The sequence below is a fragment of the Ilumatobacter nonamiensis YM16-303 genome (assembly GCF_000350145.1).
GTDB classification, from domain to species: domain Bacteria; phylum Actinomycetota; class Acidimicrobiia; order Acidimicrobiales; family Ilumatobacteraceae; genus Ilumatobacter_A; species Ilumatobacter_A nonamiensis.
Genome location: NZ_BAOL01000186.1, coordinates 1 through 14,179, shown reverse-complemented (window position 1 = coordinate 14,179; position 14,179 = coordinate 1). Strand labels below are relative to the sequence as shown.

At 68.5% G+C, this 14,179-nt stretch carries 10 protein-coding genes; 8 read left to right on the top strand and 2 right to left on the bottom strand.

Annotated elements, in window-relative coordinates; translation table 11 throughout:
- Window positions 1-212: 212 nt before the first annotated feature.
- From rplM to glmM, 3 genes are all read left to right on the top strand, one after another.
- Window positions 213-665: a 50S ribosomal protein L13 gene (gene rplM, locus ON45_RS16250; RefSeq protein ID WP_040495101.1), complete on the top strand. Its 453-nt coding sequence runs from the start codon at window positions 213-215 to the stop codon at window positions 663-665.
- A gap of 48 nt (window positions 666-713) precedes the next feature.
- Window positions 714-1,106 carry a 30S ribosomal protein S9 gene (rpsI, locus tag ON45_RS16245; protein ID WP_040495099.1) on the top strand — a complete coding sequence of 131 codons (393 nt, stop codon included), beginning with the start codon at window positions 714-716 and terminating at the stop codon, window positions 1,104-1,106.
- 64 nt (window positions 1,107-1,170) lie between these two features.
- Entirely contained in the window at window positions 1,171-2,505 is a 1,335-nt protein-coding gene (glmM, locus tag ON45_RS16240; RefSeq protein WP_040495097.1) for a phosphoglucosamine mutase, read from the top strand.
- 79 nt (window positions 2,506-2,584) lie between these two features.
- Here glmM and ON45_RS16235 read toward each other — a convergent pair whose 3' ends face one another.
- Window positions 2,585-2,995 (bottom strand): DUF4234 domain-containing protein, encoded by a 411-nt coding sequence (locus ON45_RS16235; protein ID WP_083915072.1) that lies wholly within the window; start codon window positions 2,993-2,995, stop codon window positions 2,585-2,587.
- Window positions 2,996-3,188: 193 nt separating this feature from the next.
- Between ON45_RS16235 and ON45_RS21695 the strand changes: the two genes are divergently transcribed.
- Complete coding sequence (locus tag ON45_RS21695) at window positions 3,189-3,698, top strand: DUF8738 domain-containing protein (RefSeq protein ID WP_051063205.1); 510 nt, start codon at window positions 3,189-3,191, stop codon at window positions 3,696-3,698.
- A 23-nt stretch (window positions 3,699-3,721) separates the two neighbouring features.
- Here ON45_RS21695 and ON45_RS23930 read toward each other — a convergent pair whose 3' ends face one another.
- Window positions 3,722-6,997: a S8 family serine peptidase gene (locus ON45_RS23930; RefSeq protein ID WP_051063204.1), complete on the bottom strand. Its 3,276-nt coding sequence runs from the start codon at window positions 6,995-6,997 to the stop codon at window positions 3,722-3,724.
- Window positions 6,998-7,218: 221 nt separating this feature from the next.
- On the opposite strand from ON45_RS23930, the gene ON45_RS16220 reads away from it, so the two are divergent.
- The 4 genes from ON45_RS16220 to ON45_RS16205 form a co-directional block, all read left to right on the top strand.
- Window positions 7,219-10,602, top strand: coding sequence for an SIS domain-containing protein (locus ON45_RS16220; protein WP_040495107.1), 3,384 nt, complete (start codon window positions 7,219-7,221; stop codon window positions 10,600-10,602).
- Window positions 10,603-10,621: 19 nt separating this feature from the next.
- Window positions 10,622-10,990 carry a holo-ACP synthase gene (locus tag ON45_RS16215; RefSeq protein ID WP_040495093.1) on the top strand — a complete coding sequence of 123 codons (369 nt, stop codon included), beginning with the start codon at window positions 10,622-10,624 and terminating at the stop codon, window positions 10,988-10,990.
- Between the two features lie 49 nt (window positions 10,991-11,039).
- The gene (locus tag ON45_RS16210; protein WP_241432228.1) at window positions 11,040-12,785 is read left to right on the top strand and encodes a class I adenylate-forming enzyme family protein; all 1,746 of its coding nucleotides are present in this window, start codon (window positions 11,040-11,042) and stop codon (window positions 12,783-12,785) included.
- 64 nt (window positions 12,786-12,849) lie between these two features.
- The coding region (locus ON45_RS16205) for an NAD(P)H-hydrate epimerase (protein WP_051063203.1) at window positions 12,850-14,179 on the top strand (1,330 nt) is incomplete at its 3' end.

Below are 14,179 nucleotides of genomic sequence, written 5' to 3'. Positions count from 1 at the left end.
CGAATCCGCGTCCGTCGTCACTTTCGGTCACACAGATCGTCGGACGCGGTGCTGATGTGACGGGTGGTCGGGCCCCTCGACAGGTTGGGCGCGTCGGGGCGGCGCCGTAGCATTGTGGGGTTCCCTGGAGCGGGTCGGTGACCCGTCCACGGATGCTGCGGCAACGCAGTCGAATCCAACCGGTCCGACGTGACCGCAGAGAGAGGCCCGAAATGGCGACCTACAGTCCGAAACAGAGTGAGATCCAAGCCCAGCGTGAGTGGCACGTCGTCGACGCCGAAGGCCTCGTCCTCGGCCGCATGTGCACCGAGGTCGCCCGCGTCCTCAAAGGCAAGCACAAGCCGATCTACGCCCCGCACATCGACACCGGCGATCACGTCATCGTGATCAACGCCGACAAGATCGTCATGACCGCCGGCAAGGCCGACCGCACGATCCGCTACCGCCACTCGGGCTACCCGGGCGGCATCAAGTCGGAGTCGTACGCCAAGCTGCACGCACGCAAGCCGGAAGAGGCTGTCCGTCAGTCGATCCGCGGCATGCTGCCGAAGGGCCCGCTCGGTCGCCAGCAGCTCACCAAGCTCAAGGTCTACGCCGGTGCCGAGCACCCGCACACCTCGCAGCAGCCCACCCCCATGGCCATCGACCACGCGAAGGCCCGCTGAGCGGTCCTGCATCTGCACTGACGAACGATTGACGAGAACGAGAATCACATGACTGCACCGCTCACCCAGACCACCGGCCGCCGCAAGCGCGCCGTCGCCCGCGCCTCGCTGCGACCCGGCACCGGCGTGTTCACCATCAACGGCAAGCCGCTCGAGGCGTACTTCCCGACCGACGCATCGCAGATGGTCGTCGCCGAACCGTTGAACGTGACCGACACCCGCGAGTCCTACGACGTCACCGCCACGATCCACGGTGGTGGAGCAAGCGGCCAGGCCGGCGCACTGCGCATGGCGATCGCCCGCTCGCTGGTCGACCTCGACCCCGAGACCCGCAACACCCTGAAGACCTCTGGCCTCCTCACGCGTGATCCGCGAAAGAAGGAGAGCAAGAAGTACGGCCTCAAGAAGGCCCGTAAGGCTCCTCAGTTCACCAAGCGCTGATCCACCCGATCAGTCTCCCGACCGACCGCTCGTCCGTGGCGCGCTCTCCGAAGAACCTCACCTGATGAAGTTCGGCACCGATGGTGTCCGCGGAGTCGCCCACGACGAGTTGACCACCGAGTTCGCCGCCCGTCTCGCACGGGCGGCGTCTCGCGTTCTGGGCGCCGGAGCATCCTCGACGGTCGTCATCGGCGGCGACACCCGTGAATCCACGCCCGCGTTCGACGCCGCGCTGACCGACGGCTTCGCCGCGGAGGGAGTCGACGTGATCCGGCTGGGTGTCGTCCCCACCCCGCTGGTGGCGTTCGAGGCACAGCGCACGGGAGCGATGGGCGCGATGGTGTCCGCCTCGCACAACCCGTTCGACGACAACGGCATCAAGCTCTTCGCTCCCGGTGGCACCAAGCTGTCCGACCAGGTCGAGTCGCGGATCGAGCAGGAACTGGATGCCCTCGCAGACCGTGGGGTGCCCCCGATCGGCGTCGAAGCCCGCGCCACGACGATCGTCGAGATCGATGGGACCACCGGGTATGTCGACCATGTCCTGCGGGTGCTCGAGGGCCGACGACTCGACGGGCTGCGCATCGTGCTCGACGCTGCGAACGGTGCGGCATCGGTAGTGGGCCCGGCGGCGCTCCGGGCCGCGGGTGCCGAGGTGATCGTCGTGTCCGATGCGCCGGACGGCCGCAACATCAACGCCGGCTGTGGCGCGACCTTCCCGCAGTTCGTCGCCGCGGCTGTCGTCGAGCACGGTGCCGACGTCGGCATCGCGCTCGATGGCGATGCCGATCGGTTGATCGCCGTGGACCACCGGGGCAACGTCGTCGACGGCGATCACATCATCGCCATCTGCGCGGTCGACATGCAGCGTCGTGGGCTGTTGGCCGAGGAGACCGTCGTCGTGACCGTGATGACCAACCTCGGGTTCAGGATCGCGATGGACGCGGCCGGGATCGAGGTCGTCGAGACCGCGGTCGGCGATCGGTACGTGCTCGAGGCGCTCGCTGCGGGTGCGTTCTCGCTCGGCGGCGAGCAGAGCGGTCACGTGATCTTCACCGACCACGCCACCACGGGCGATGGCCTGCTCACGGCGCTCGCCCTGCTCGACGTGGTTCAACGCAGCGAACGACCGCTCGCCGAGATCGCGGCCGATGCGATGACGTCGCTCCCGCAGGTGCTCGTCAACGTGCGTGTCGCGACCCGCGTGCCCGATGTGGCCGAGCAGTTGGCCGACGACGTGGCTCGCGTCGAGGCCGAACTCGGCTCGTCCGGTCGGGTGCTGCTCCGGGCGAGCGGCACCGAGCCGTTGATCCGAGTGATGGTCGAAGCCCCGACGGCCGAACGTGCCCAGTCGGCCGCCGATGACCTCGCCGACATCGCCCGTACCCGTTTCACCTAGAGATGCGCGTGGGTGCCGGGCCCCGACGCGCATTCTGCGGGGTCACGTCGGTTCGTCGTCGGCGATCCGACCGGACGTGTCAGAGCCCCGTCGCAGGCGGAGCACCGAGCGATTGCCAGTGGGCGTTGAGCGCCTTCTGCACCTTGACGTACCAGACGATGGGTCCGGCGATGGGCAGCAGGAACCACAGTCCGGTGACCGCGCTGACCGGGGACTGCTTGCCGGCTCGCTGGTACATCGTCTCGATCTCGCCGGGCATCAGGAACATCGTCACCAGCCCGATCAGGAGCGTGATGAAGAGATAGGCGACGCCCCCGAGTCCGGTGCGGTTGTGGTTCTTCAGTTCCTCACCGTTCTGGAACGACCAGACGAGGGTCCAGATCCCGCAGGTCACGATCGACACCAGGATCACGAGTCCGACCGACCGGGGCTTTCCGGGAGGACCGAGCGGAGCGAACGCCACGGGAGGCGGCGCCACCGGTGGTGCCATCGCGGGCGGGGGTGAAGGCGGAGCCGCGGGCGGCGCGGGGGTTTCCGGTGTCGGGACTGACGGTCCGTCGGGGTCGCTCATTCGGCCGACCGTACCGCGCTGACCGGCCTCGGGTCGGTGACTATCGTGGAACCGTGGGCACGAGTCAGGACGTCCAACTCACATGGCAACCGTTGTCTCCCGTTCCCACCGCATGGTCAGCCGAACGCTGCTCGGGCTCGTCGCCGCGTCCCTCGTGGGTGCGGCGTGTGGATCCGGCGGCTCGTCGGAGCCATCAGCTGCGACGAGCGAGTCCGTCGAGAGCGGAGCTCCGGACTCCGGACCGATGACCGACCCCGAGGTCTCGCCTCCGTCCGAGTCCGTCGACGACGACTCTGCCGAGTCGTCCGTTCCGGATTCCACTCCGAGCAGTGGCGACGCCGAACTGAGTCCGACGCAGCAAGCGCTCGCGGACGTTGCGGTCGCCGATCTGGTCGAGCGCCGCGCCGTCGACGCGTCGGCGATCTCCGTGGTCGAGGTCGAGGAGGTCACGTGGAGCGACTCGTCGCTCGGCTGCCCGCAGAAGGGGATGCAGTACCTCCAGGTGATCACACCGGGGGTCCGGGTGGTGTTGGAGGCCGACGGGGCGCCCGCGTTCTACCACGGAACATCGGCCGCCGACCTCACGTACTGCGCGGCGCCGCAGCCGCCGGTCCCGAACTGAGACCGGCGGCCGCGACGGGGAGATCACCCGCCGGCGCCGGGATCCCCGACGAAGTCGTCGATCTTCTCGGCGAGCGTCGTCGGGGCCGGGTCCACGTCGTCCGGCTCGCTGGGAGTCGGCTCGTCCGGTTCCGTGTCGACCGGCTCGGTGTCCACCGGCTCGGCCGGCTCGGTGTCCACCGGCTCGGTGGAAGCGGGCTCCTCCGGCGCAGGGGCGGGCGCGGGTTCGGGCTCGACGTCGGGTGCCACCGGCTCGCCACCGGTCTGGATCTCGACCAGCGTGAGGCCGAGGAGACCGGAGCCGTCGGAGTGCGACACCGCTCCCAGGTATTCCGTGGCCGGGTCGAGACCGTCCCATCCGGCGGTCACGATCTCCGTGGCTCCGATCGTCGCCGACGCGGGTGCCGCCTCGATCGTGAGCGCACCTGTTCCGGGCGTCGCCGGAACATCCCACGTCCGGAGGTTGAACTCGACGTCGCCGCCCGCGGTCTGCCATCCGTGCACGTACATCGTCCAGTTGTCGTCCGGCGGCAATGGCACCTCGATCAACTCGGCGGTCCCTCCGGCGGTGGACGCGGCAACGATCTCCCCGGCGGAGTTCACCAGGTACAGATCGAGGTCGACGTTCGGGTTCGGCACGGTCAGATCGTCCACGTCGAGAGCCAAGCGGACGAACGCCGATCCGGAGGTCGTGACCGGAATGGCCACGGTGCCTGCGGGGTCTGCCGGGTCGAACGTCTGATCAGGGTCCTGGGAGACGGTGTCGGTGACGACGAGTGCCGGAACCGGTCCGTGAGCCGCGGCGGTGTAGGCACCCTCGTAGCCGAACTGAACGGGGATGTCGACCGTTCCGCTGACACCTTCACCCTGCACGGAATCGGGTGCCGTGAAGAGTTCGGCGCGAGCCGCGATCGGACTGCGGACCTCGAAGCTCCCGCTCTTCCAGGTGAGTGAACCGAACGCCCAGTCACCGATGGGAGCGCTGACGTTCGTGATCGTGACATCGAACGTTGCCGACTGGCCGGGAGCGAGACGGAGCCTGTTGGTCGAGACGCCCACCTCGAATCCCGGAGGAGCCTCGATCTGCGGACGGAATGTGCGCGTCGTGTCGGCAACCGAGGTCACGGTGCGTTGCACCGTGATCGAACCGACGATGGCGCCGGCACCGATCGATGCGAGATTCAGGTCCGTCGCCGCCGTCGATTCGCCGGCTCCCTCGAGTTGACCGCAGGTCGATGCCGGATCGATGAACACCGAGTCATCGGTTCCACACAGGAAGGCGAAGTAGTCGAACAGACCGGCGTCGTAGACGAGTCCGGGGTTGAACAACGATCCCTTCTTCGCCGCTTTGCCCGACGGGTCGACGTGACCGGCACCCATGTCGAACGGGTCGGCCGGTGTGGTGGCGTTCTCCTTGGTCACGTTTTGGCGCGCCGAGGTCATGATCGCCGATTTGGCCATTGCTGCGGTCCAGTCAGGGTGCGCCTCGCGGAGCAGCGCGAACAGTCCGGCCACGTGCGGGCTCGACATCGACGTGCCCGAGATCGACTGGAACAACTCACCGCTGGAACCAGCACCGGGGAACGGCGTGTGGCCGGCGAGGATGTTGACACCGGGTGCGGTCACATCGGGTTTGATGAGGTCAGCCGAGATCGGGTGCTCACCACGCGACGAGAAGTCGGCCATGACCGAGCCCTGGGTCGGGTTGGCCGTCCCGGCGGTGAGCGACGCCCGTGCTTGTGCACCGGCCGCGGCCGCGTAGGCCTTGATCGCCGATCCGGTGGTGAAGTTGACGTGGGTCGACGGGACGAAGTGGAGGTCGGTGACGAGCGCCTGGGCGTCGTCGATGTTGAAGAGGATCATCCCGGCCCCGCCTGCGTTGGACACCGCCAGGCTCTTGTCGACCCGCGCGAACCCGCCGCGCTCGCAGATCACGATCTTTCCGGTGACGTCTTCTCCGAACGGAACCGCCGGGTCGCACAAGGCGTTGCCCAGCGCCGCCGCATCGACCAGGGGCAAGGTTCCGCCGGTCCCCGGGGTGATGCTCACGCCGGTGGCGATCTGTCCGTTGCCGAGTCGCACCACGTTGTTGAACGTGCGGTCGGTCGTGCTCGCACCGACGGAGGTGATCCACGGAACGGTGGCGGGACCGCCGACCGTCGCTGCTCCCGGGCCGGAGTTGCCGGCCGAGGTGGCGACCCAGACGTTCGCGTCGGCGGCGAACAGGAAGGCGATGTCGGCGGGATCGGTCAGCGAGGCGCCGCCACCGATCGAGTAGTTGATGACGTCGACGCCGTCCGCGACCGCTGTGTCGATCGCTCCTGCGAGGTCGGAGGTGAAGCAGCCGAGTGAACCGCAGACGCTGTACGCGATGACGCGGGCACGAGGGGCGACCCCGCTCACGATGCCGCGGTCGATTCCGAAGATCTCGGCGGCGACATCTGCGTTGCCCGCGGCGGTGGACGCGGTGTGTGTCCCGTGGCCGTCGTAGTCGCGAGCGGTGGCGAAGGTCTCCGGTCCGATGTTCGCCTTGTAGGCGATCCGCATGTCGCGCGCGCCGAGCAGCTTGTCGTTGCACGCGAACGGGGCGTCGTCGGGGTTGTACGCGGTGTCCCCGAATTCGCAGGGGACCTCGCCGAAGCCGTCGAGCGTCGGGTACGAGCCATCGTCGGCGAAAGACGGATGTTCCGGCCAGATCCCCGTGTCGATCACTCCGACGACCACATCGTCACCGAGGTAGCCCGTGTCCCACGCACCCTTCTTGTCGTCGAGGCCGAGGAACTCCGGTGAGACCTCGGTCTCGAGCTGTTGCAGATCGTTCGGGACGACCTTGGCGACCTCGGGGAGACGATCGAGTGCGGCGATCTCGGGAGCGGTGAGATCTGCCTCGAAGCCGTTCAACACGTAGGTGAAGTTCTCGCCGACCGCCGAGTTGTCGATGCCGGCCTCCCGGATCACCTCGGCCTGTTCGACCTCGAGGAAGTCCACGTACTCCTCGACTGCCTGCGTCGTCGCATCGAGCTTCTCGCCGTCGTCCACCGCCGTCGCCGCGAGTCCGGGTTCGTCACCCTCGTACGCGACAACCGGATCCGTGCCGAGGAGAACGACGTACGACTCGGCGTCGGCAGGTTGAGCGTCGACAGCTCCGCCGCCCGCGACGGCGAGGCCGATCAGTCCGGGAATCGTGGTCAGGAACAGGAGATCGCGCCAACGTCGGCGTCTCTCGGAGTTCGGACGTCGTCGAGAGGACGGACGCGGAAGTGCGGAGGAACCAGGGTGTGTCGTAGGCGCGTGGGGCATGTCATCTCGCTTGTTCAGGTGACCCGCTGCCGCTCGCTGCGGCGAAAGTAGTCGCTCGATCGGTCGAGCGCCACCCTCAGTGTGGTCCTCACCCGTTTGGGTGAGGCGCGGCCTCACGCGCCGAGTCCGCGTCGACCATCGCCGGCGCAGGAGCCGTGGGGTCGGATGTCGGTGGGGACCTGGCACCGATGGACATTGGCGGGTGGATAGCGTGGATGGCCATGTGCGGCATCATCGGCGTTCTGAGCCGTCCTGCGACCCGACCGACGCCTCGGGCCGAGAACCTGTTGGGCGGCCTCGATGCGGCGATCGAATCGATCCCGGACGTTCCCGCCGTGGCCGACGCGACCCGTTCGGTCGACACGGCGCTCCGCGGCGTGCCCGGAGTGCTCGCGCTGAGCGGACAGAGCGATCTGATCGCCGCGCTGACCAGTCGCCTCGACCGTCTCGACGCGTTCCGCGCCGAGCGCGAAACCGAACTGGACCAGAACCCAGGGCAGTTGTCGGCCGACGAACTCGAGACCGCCAACGCGCAACTGTTCGAGCTCGCCGACGCGGTGTGGGCCATCCGCAACGACCGTTTCCGCACCGCGCGCGAGGTCACCGCGCTCGCCGGACGTGACGCAACTCCCTCCGCGCTCGCCGCGTACCTCGTCGTTCAACAGGCCTTCTCGTCGATCGACCGTCTCGAGGTCCGCGGGCGTGACTCTGCGGGGATCCACCTCTACGTGTGGGGTCACGACATCGATCCGGACTCGCTCGCCGCCCTGGTCGCCGGCCGCGGTGAGGACCCGCTGTTCGAGAACGGCTCCGTCGTGTCGACGGTTGACGGGGACGACCGCTCCGTGCTCTCGTTCGTCTACAAGGAAGCGGCCGAGATCGGCGAACTCGGTGACAACACGGCGGCTCTTCGAGCGACGCTCGCGGCCGACGGTCTCCTGCGACGGGCGGTGTCGTCACCGAGCGCCAGGGTGGCGCTGCTCGGTCACACCCGCTGGGCCAGCGTCGGCATCATCAGCGAGCCGAACACCCACCCCCTGAACTCGGTCGAGGTCGAGCGTTCCGGCGAGGAACAGGCGCACGCGCCGTACGTGGTCGCCGCGCTGAACGGCGACGTCGACAACCACGGAGACCTGCGCGCCGAGCACGGTCTGCGGATCGCCGGACCGATCACCACCGATGCGAAGGTCATCCCGGCGATCGTCTCCCGGCACCTGGCCGACGGCGTCAAGACGGTCGACGCGTTCCGCCGAACGGTGTCGACCTTCGAGGGCTCGGTCGCGATCGGCGCGGTGAGCGCGGCCGACCCGTCGACGATGCTGTTCGCATTGCGGGGGAGTGGGCAGGGGCTCTACGTCGGTCTGGCCGACGACTGTTTCGTGGTGGCCAGCGAGCCCTACGGCGTGGTCGAGGAGACCGCACGATACGTGCGGATGGACGGAGAGCAGGGCGGCGAGATCGTCGCGATCCACGCCGACGATGCCGGGATGCTGGCCGGGATCGACCGCTACAAGTACGACGGGACCGAGCTGCCCGTCACGACCGACGACGTCGTCACCGCCGAGGTCACGACGCGCGACATCGACCGTGGCGACGCGCCGCACTATCTCCTGAAGGAGATCTCGGAGTCGCCGTCGAGCTTCGCGAAGACGCTCCGCGGCAAGATCGCGACCGACGCGGACGGCGGCCTTCGCGCCGTCGTCGGTGACCGCGCCCTGCCACCCGAGATCGCAGCCAGACTCGCCGACGGCACGATCACCCGTTTCCGAGTGATCGGTCAGGGAACCGCGGCGGTGGCAGGTCAGAGCACGGCCGAGGTCCTCGAGGAGCTGCTCGATTCGTCACTCGACGTCGATGCGATCACGGCGACCGAACTGTCCGGGTTCCATCTCCGACGCGACATGAGCGACACGCTCGCGATCGCCGTCAGCCAGTCCGGCACCACGACCGACACGAACCGCACCGTCGACCTGATCCGTTCGCGCGGCGGTCACGTCATCGGCATCGTCAACCGCCGCGGTTCCGATCTCACCGACAAGGCCGACGGGGTGATGTACACCTCCGATGGTCGCGACGTGGAGATGAGCGTCGCGTCGACGAAGGCGTTCTACTCCCAGGTCGCGGCCGGAGCGTTGCTCGGCTGTGCGATCGCCGAGGCGACCGGCCTGGGCGACCCGAAGCGGCGAACCCAACTCCTCGCCTCGCTCCGTGCGATGCCCGACGCGATGCGCACCACGCTGTCGCTCCGCGGGGTGATCGCGGACGCAGCCCGTCGCCTCGCCCCGCCGAAGCGGTACTGGGCGGTCGTGGGCAACGGCCCGAACAAGGTCGCCGCCGAAGAGGTGCGGATCAAGCTGAGCGAGCTCTGCTACAAGTCGATGGCTTGTGACTCGACCGAGGACAAGAAGCACATCGACCTGTCGTCCGAGCCGTTGATCCTCGTCTGCGCGGCAGGCCTCGAAGGTTCGACCGCCGACGACGTGGCGAAGGAAGTGGCGATCTTCAAGGCGCACAAGGCGACGCCGATCGTGTTCGCCACCGAGGGTGAGACGCGGTTCCATGCCGACGCCGTCATCGAGGTGCCCCAGGTCGATCCCACACTTGGCTTCATCCTGTCGGCGATGGTCGGCCATCTGTTCGGCTACGAAGCGGCGCTCGCGATCGATGCGTCGGCGCACCCGTTGCGCACGGCGCGCGAGGTGATCGAAGAGCTGGTCGGCGATCAGATGTCGGGCGACGAGGCGCTGCGTCGTCTGAGCCGTGACCTGGACACCGTCAACTCCCGGTTCCACGACGGCCTGCGCGCCGGCGTCTACAACGGTCACCTCGAGGCAGCCACCGCGGTGCGACTCAGCGGGATGTTTCGCGACCTCGCGGACGAGCGACCGGTCGAGGCCTATCAGCGCTCGTCGGGCAAGGTCGCCACGCCCTCGTCGTTGATCGACGACCTGGTCGCTGCACTCACGCACGCGATCGACGAGCTCACCCGTCCGGTCGACACGATCAAGCACCAGGCCAAGACCGTCACCGTCGGGATCTCCCGCAGCGACGAGGGGATCATGGATCGCCCGCTCGTCCAAGCGGTACTCGATGCCGGCGCCGGCCGCGACGTGCTCAGCTACCGCACGCTCAAGATCCTCGCCGACCTCGACCCCGCGATCGCCGACGTCCGGGGTTTCACGCGGTACGGAATCGATCCGGAGAACGAGACGGTCACGATCATCGACCGCGGCGGGGTGTCATGGGATCTGCAGAGTCGCGTCGACGGCGTGACCGCGCTGCGCGGCACCAAGCACCGGGTGGCGTCCGAGCGCGAGGTGCTCGTCGGCAAGGGGCGGCGCGACGGCCGCACGTTGATTTTCGTCCCGGAGGTGAAGGGTGGCGAGACCACCGGGCTGACCCTGCTCCACGTCGAGTTCCACGACATCTGTCCGACCGACGTGATCCGCGGTGTTCTGCAGGGCTACGACCGTCGCTACGACCGCCTCGTCGACACGGTGACCGAGACCGAGGGCTCGTTCGACGAGTCGTTGCTCGGTGAGATCCCCGTCGAGCAGTTGTTGATCGGCCCGGTCATCGACACCGCCGAACTCTTCCGGGCCTGAGTCCGACAAAGGTGACATCGTGATCATCGGGATCGGCATCGACCTGGTCGACATCGAGCGGTTCCGCACCTCGCTCGCGCGGACGCCGTCGATGCGGACGCGGCTGTTCACCGCGACCGAGTTGGCCTACGTCGCTCCGAAGTCCGATCCGGTGCCATCGCTGGCGGCGCGTTTCGCGGCGCGCGAAGCGGTGATGAAGACGCTCGGACTCGGCCTCGGCGCGTTCGGGTTCCACGACGTGTGGGTGGAACGGGCCGAGTCGGGCGAGCCGTCGCTGCGGGTGACGTCCCGCGCGCTCGAGCTCGCCGACGCGGCGGGCGTCAGCCGCTGGCACCTGAGCCTCACCCACTCCGACACGACCGCCGCCGCCTACGTCATCGCCGAGTGAGCACGTCCGCTCTCCGGGCAATTGGTGCGACGGGGGTCACGCTGCGATCATGGCGACCATGATCGAGGAGTACACCGAAGCCTGGAACGAACTGACGGCACCTGGCGGTCCGTTCGCGATGACGGAAATCGAGGTCCGCGGCGTGCCGATGCGGGTCTTCGACTCGGCCCCGCCCTCGATGCGCATGGTCTGGGAACTCGCTGCCGGTCACGGTGACGCGGACTACGTGGTGTACGAGGACGAACGCTTCACGTACGCCGAGGCCGACGCGATCATCAAGTCGCTCGCGCAGCACCTCGTCGACGACCTCGGTGTTCGGCAGGGCGACCGCGTGGCGGTTGCGATGCGCAACTACCCCGAGTGGGTGTTCTCGTACTGGGCGATCGTCTCGATCGGCGCGGCGTGCGTCGGGATGAACGCGTGGTGGACGACCGACGAGATGGAATTCGGGCTCTCCGACTCCCGGCCCAAGGTGTTGATCTGTGACCGTGAGCGAGTCGAGCGGATCGTCCCGGTCCTCGACGACATCCGCGGTGGCGAGGATCCGTTGCCGCTCCACCTCATCACGGTCCGCTACGACGGTGAACTGCCCGACGACGCCGAACGCTGGGACGACGCGATCGACCCGACCACGGCACCCGCGAACCTCCCGCCGGCCGACATCGATCCCGATGACGACGCCTGCATCTTCTACACCTCGGGGACCACGGGCTTTCCGAAGGGCGCCCAGCTCACCCACCGCGGATCGGTGCACAACCTGCTCGACCTCGCGTTCATGGCGGCCGTCGGTGCGGCCGCGGCGGCGAAGGTGACTGCTGCGTCCGGTGAGGAGCCAGACGCCGCGCCCGCCGCACCGGCGCAGAACGTGTTCATGGCTCCGACTCCGCTGTTCCATGTCACGGCGAACAACTGCTTGCTCCACCCCGCCACGATCTCGGGCTCGAAGATCGTGTTCATGTACAAGTGGGACGCAGGACGGGCGCTCGAGTTGATCGAACGCGAGGGAGTCACGAACTTCTCGGGTGTCCCGACGATGAGTCGCGAACTGCTGATGCACCCCGACTGGTCGACCCGTGACACCTCGACCATCGCCGGAATGGGCGGTGGTGGGGCGCCGGTGCAGCCCGACCTCGTCGACAAGATCGACAAATCGCTGAAGGGCGGCGCACCGAGCACCGGCTACGGGCTGACCGAGACGCACGGGATCGTCACGGCGAACTCGGGTGCGCTCTACACCTCCAAGCCCTCGTCGTGTGGCCGCGTGGTCCCGGTGCTCGACGCCAAGCTGATCGACGACCTCGGTGACGAGGTCACGGAGCCGGGTGGCCGGGGCGAACTCTGCGTGCGTGGCTCGATCGTGATCAAGGGCTACCTCAATCGCCCGGATGCGACAGCCGAATCGATTCCCGAGGGCTGGTTCCGGACCGGTGACATCGCCACGATCGACGATGACGGGTTCGTGTTCATCGTCGACCGCGCCAAGGACATGGTGCTGCGCGGCGGTGAGAACGTGTACTGCTCCGAGGTCGAGGCCGCGGTCTACGAACATCCCGATGTGGCCGAGGCCGCCGTGTTCGGCGTGCCGGACGATCGCCTGGGCGAGATCGTCGGCGTGGCGATCGTCCGGACGCCCGACGCCACCCTGGACGAAGCCGGTCTCGGAGCGTTCCTCGATGGCCGTCTCGCGAAGTTCAAGATTCCCGAGCGGGTCTGGTTCATGGACGAGGCGCTGCCGCGCAACGCCAACGGCAAGTTCGTGAAGCGCGAGTTGCGCGACAGCCTCATCGGCGCCTGACGCGACGATCCGTGTGCCGGGGCTGGTCTGACACAATCAGTCGCGGGGTGGCAGACTCGGATCCATGATCCCGGTGGTGACGCCCGACGAGATGCGGGCAATCGACGCCGCCGCGCCGGAGCCCGTCGAGGTGCTGATCCATCGCGCCGGGGGAGCGGTCTTCCGGGCCGCCCTCGACCTGCTCGGCGGAACGTACGGCCGGCGAGTGAACGTGATCGCTGGGGCAGGGAACAACGGCGCTGACGGCCGCGACGCTGCCGAACGACTGCAGGCGCGGGGCGTGCGCGTCCGCGTCTTCGACGTGAAGGCATGCCCCGAGGAGCTGCCGCCGGCCGACCTCGTGATCGACGCCGCGTTCGGCACCGGGTTCCGGGCCGAAGCGGCACGACCGTGGACCGCTCCCGGGATCGGCGACGCTCCGGTCCTGGCGGTCGACATCCCGAGCGGCGTCGACTCGCTCTCCGGAGAGGCGGGACCCGCCGTGCTCCGTGCCGATCGAACCGTCACCTTCCAAGCGCTCAAACCCGGGCTCGTGTTCGGAGACGGCGCGGCGCTCGCGGGCGAGGTCGAGGTCGTCGACATCGGGCTCGACACCGGCGCGATCCGGTGTCACCTCGTCGAGGCAACGGACGTCGCGTCGTGGTGGCCGACTCGGCCCTCCAACAGCCACAAGTGGAAGAGCGCGGTCAAGGTGATCGCCGGGAGTCCCGGGATGCCTGGCGCCGCAGAGTTGTGCACGGCCGCTGCCGCACGCGGTGGAGCCGGGCTCGTCTCTCTCTCCGCGCCGGGCTGCCGTCCGCACACGCGCAGCGAAGTCGTCCAGCGTGAGATCCCGGTGGGCGGGTTCGGTGAGGCCGCACTCGACGACATCGGCCGATTCGGTGCCCTCGTGATCGGTCCGGGTCTCGGGCGCGGCGACGACACGTTGACGGCGACTCGTGAGTGCATCGGCGACGCCCCGGTTCCCGTCGTCGTCGATGGTGACGCACTGTTCGCCGTCGCGCGGAGCCGTGACGGTGCCGAGCCGCTCCTGCGTCGGCGCCAACTCTCCACGGTGCTCACCCCGCACGACGGTGAGTTCGCCCAGCTGACCGGCCAGCGGCCCTCCGTCGATCGCATCGCATCCGCCCGCGCCGCCGCGGACGAGTTCGATTCGACCGTGCTGTTGAAAGGTCCGACCACGGTCATCGCCTCACCGCCGCCATCCCACTTCGAGGCGGACGGCTACGAGGCGCTGGGCTGGGGTGATGACGGCGCGCCCGGCGGCGTCCTCCTCGTCGACCGTGGTGACCAACGCCTCGCCACCGCCGGGTCCGGTGACGTGCTGTCCGGACTGATCGGTGCCGCGCTCGCCGCGGGTGCCCCACCGGATCGGGCCGCGGCAGCGGCGGCGT

Coding starts and splice junctions, on each gene's coding strand:
- rplM (WP_040495101.1), top strand. CDS start 213: ATGGCGACCTACAGTCCGAAACAGAGTGAGATCCAAGCCCAGCGTGAG.
- rpsI (WP_040495099.1), top strand. CDS start 714: ATGACTGCACCGCTCACCCAGACCACCGGCCGCCGCAAGCGCGCCGTC.
- glmM (WP_040495097.1), top strand. CDS start 1,171: ATGAAGTTCGGCACCGATGGTGTCCGCGGAGTCGCCCACGACGAGTTG.
- ON45_RS16235 (WP_083915072.1), bottom strand. CDS start 2,995: ATGGCACCACCGGTGGCGCCGCCTCCCGTGGCGTTCGCTCCGCTCGGT.
- ON45_RS21695 (WP_051063205.1), top strand. CDS start 3,189: ATGGTCAGCCGAACGCTGCTCGGGCTCGTCGCCGCGTCCCTCGTGGGT.
- ON45_RS23930 (WP_051063204.1), bottom strand. CDS start 6,997: ATGCCCCACGCGCCTACGACACACCCTGGTTCCTCCGCACTTCCGCGT.
- ON45_RS16220 (WP_040495107.1), top strand. CDS start 7,219: ATGTGCGGCATCATCGGCGTTCTGAGCCGTCCTGCGACCCGACCGACG.
- ON45_RS16210 (WP_241432228.1), top strand. CDS start 11,040: ATGGCGACCATGATCGAGGAGTACACCGAAGCCTGGAACGAACTGACG.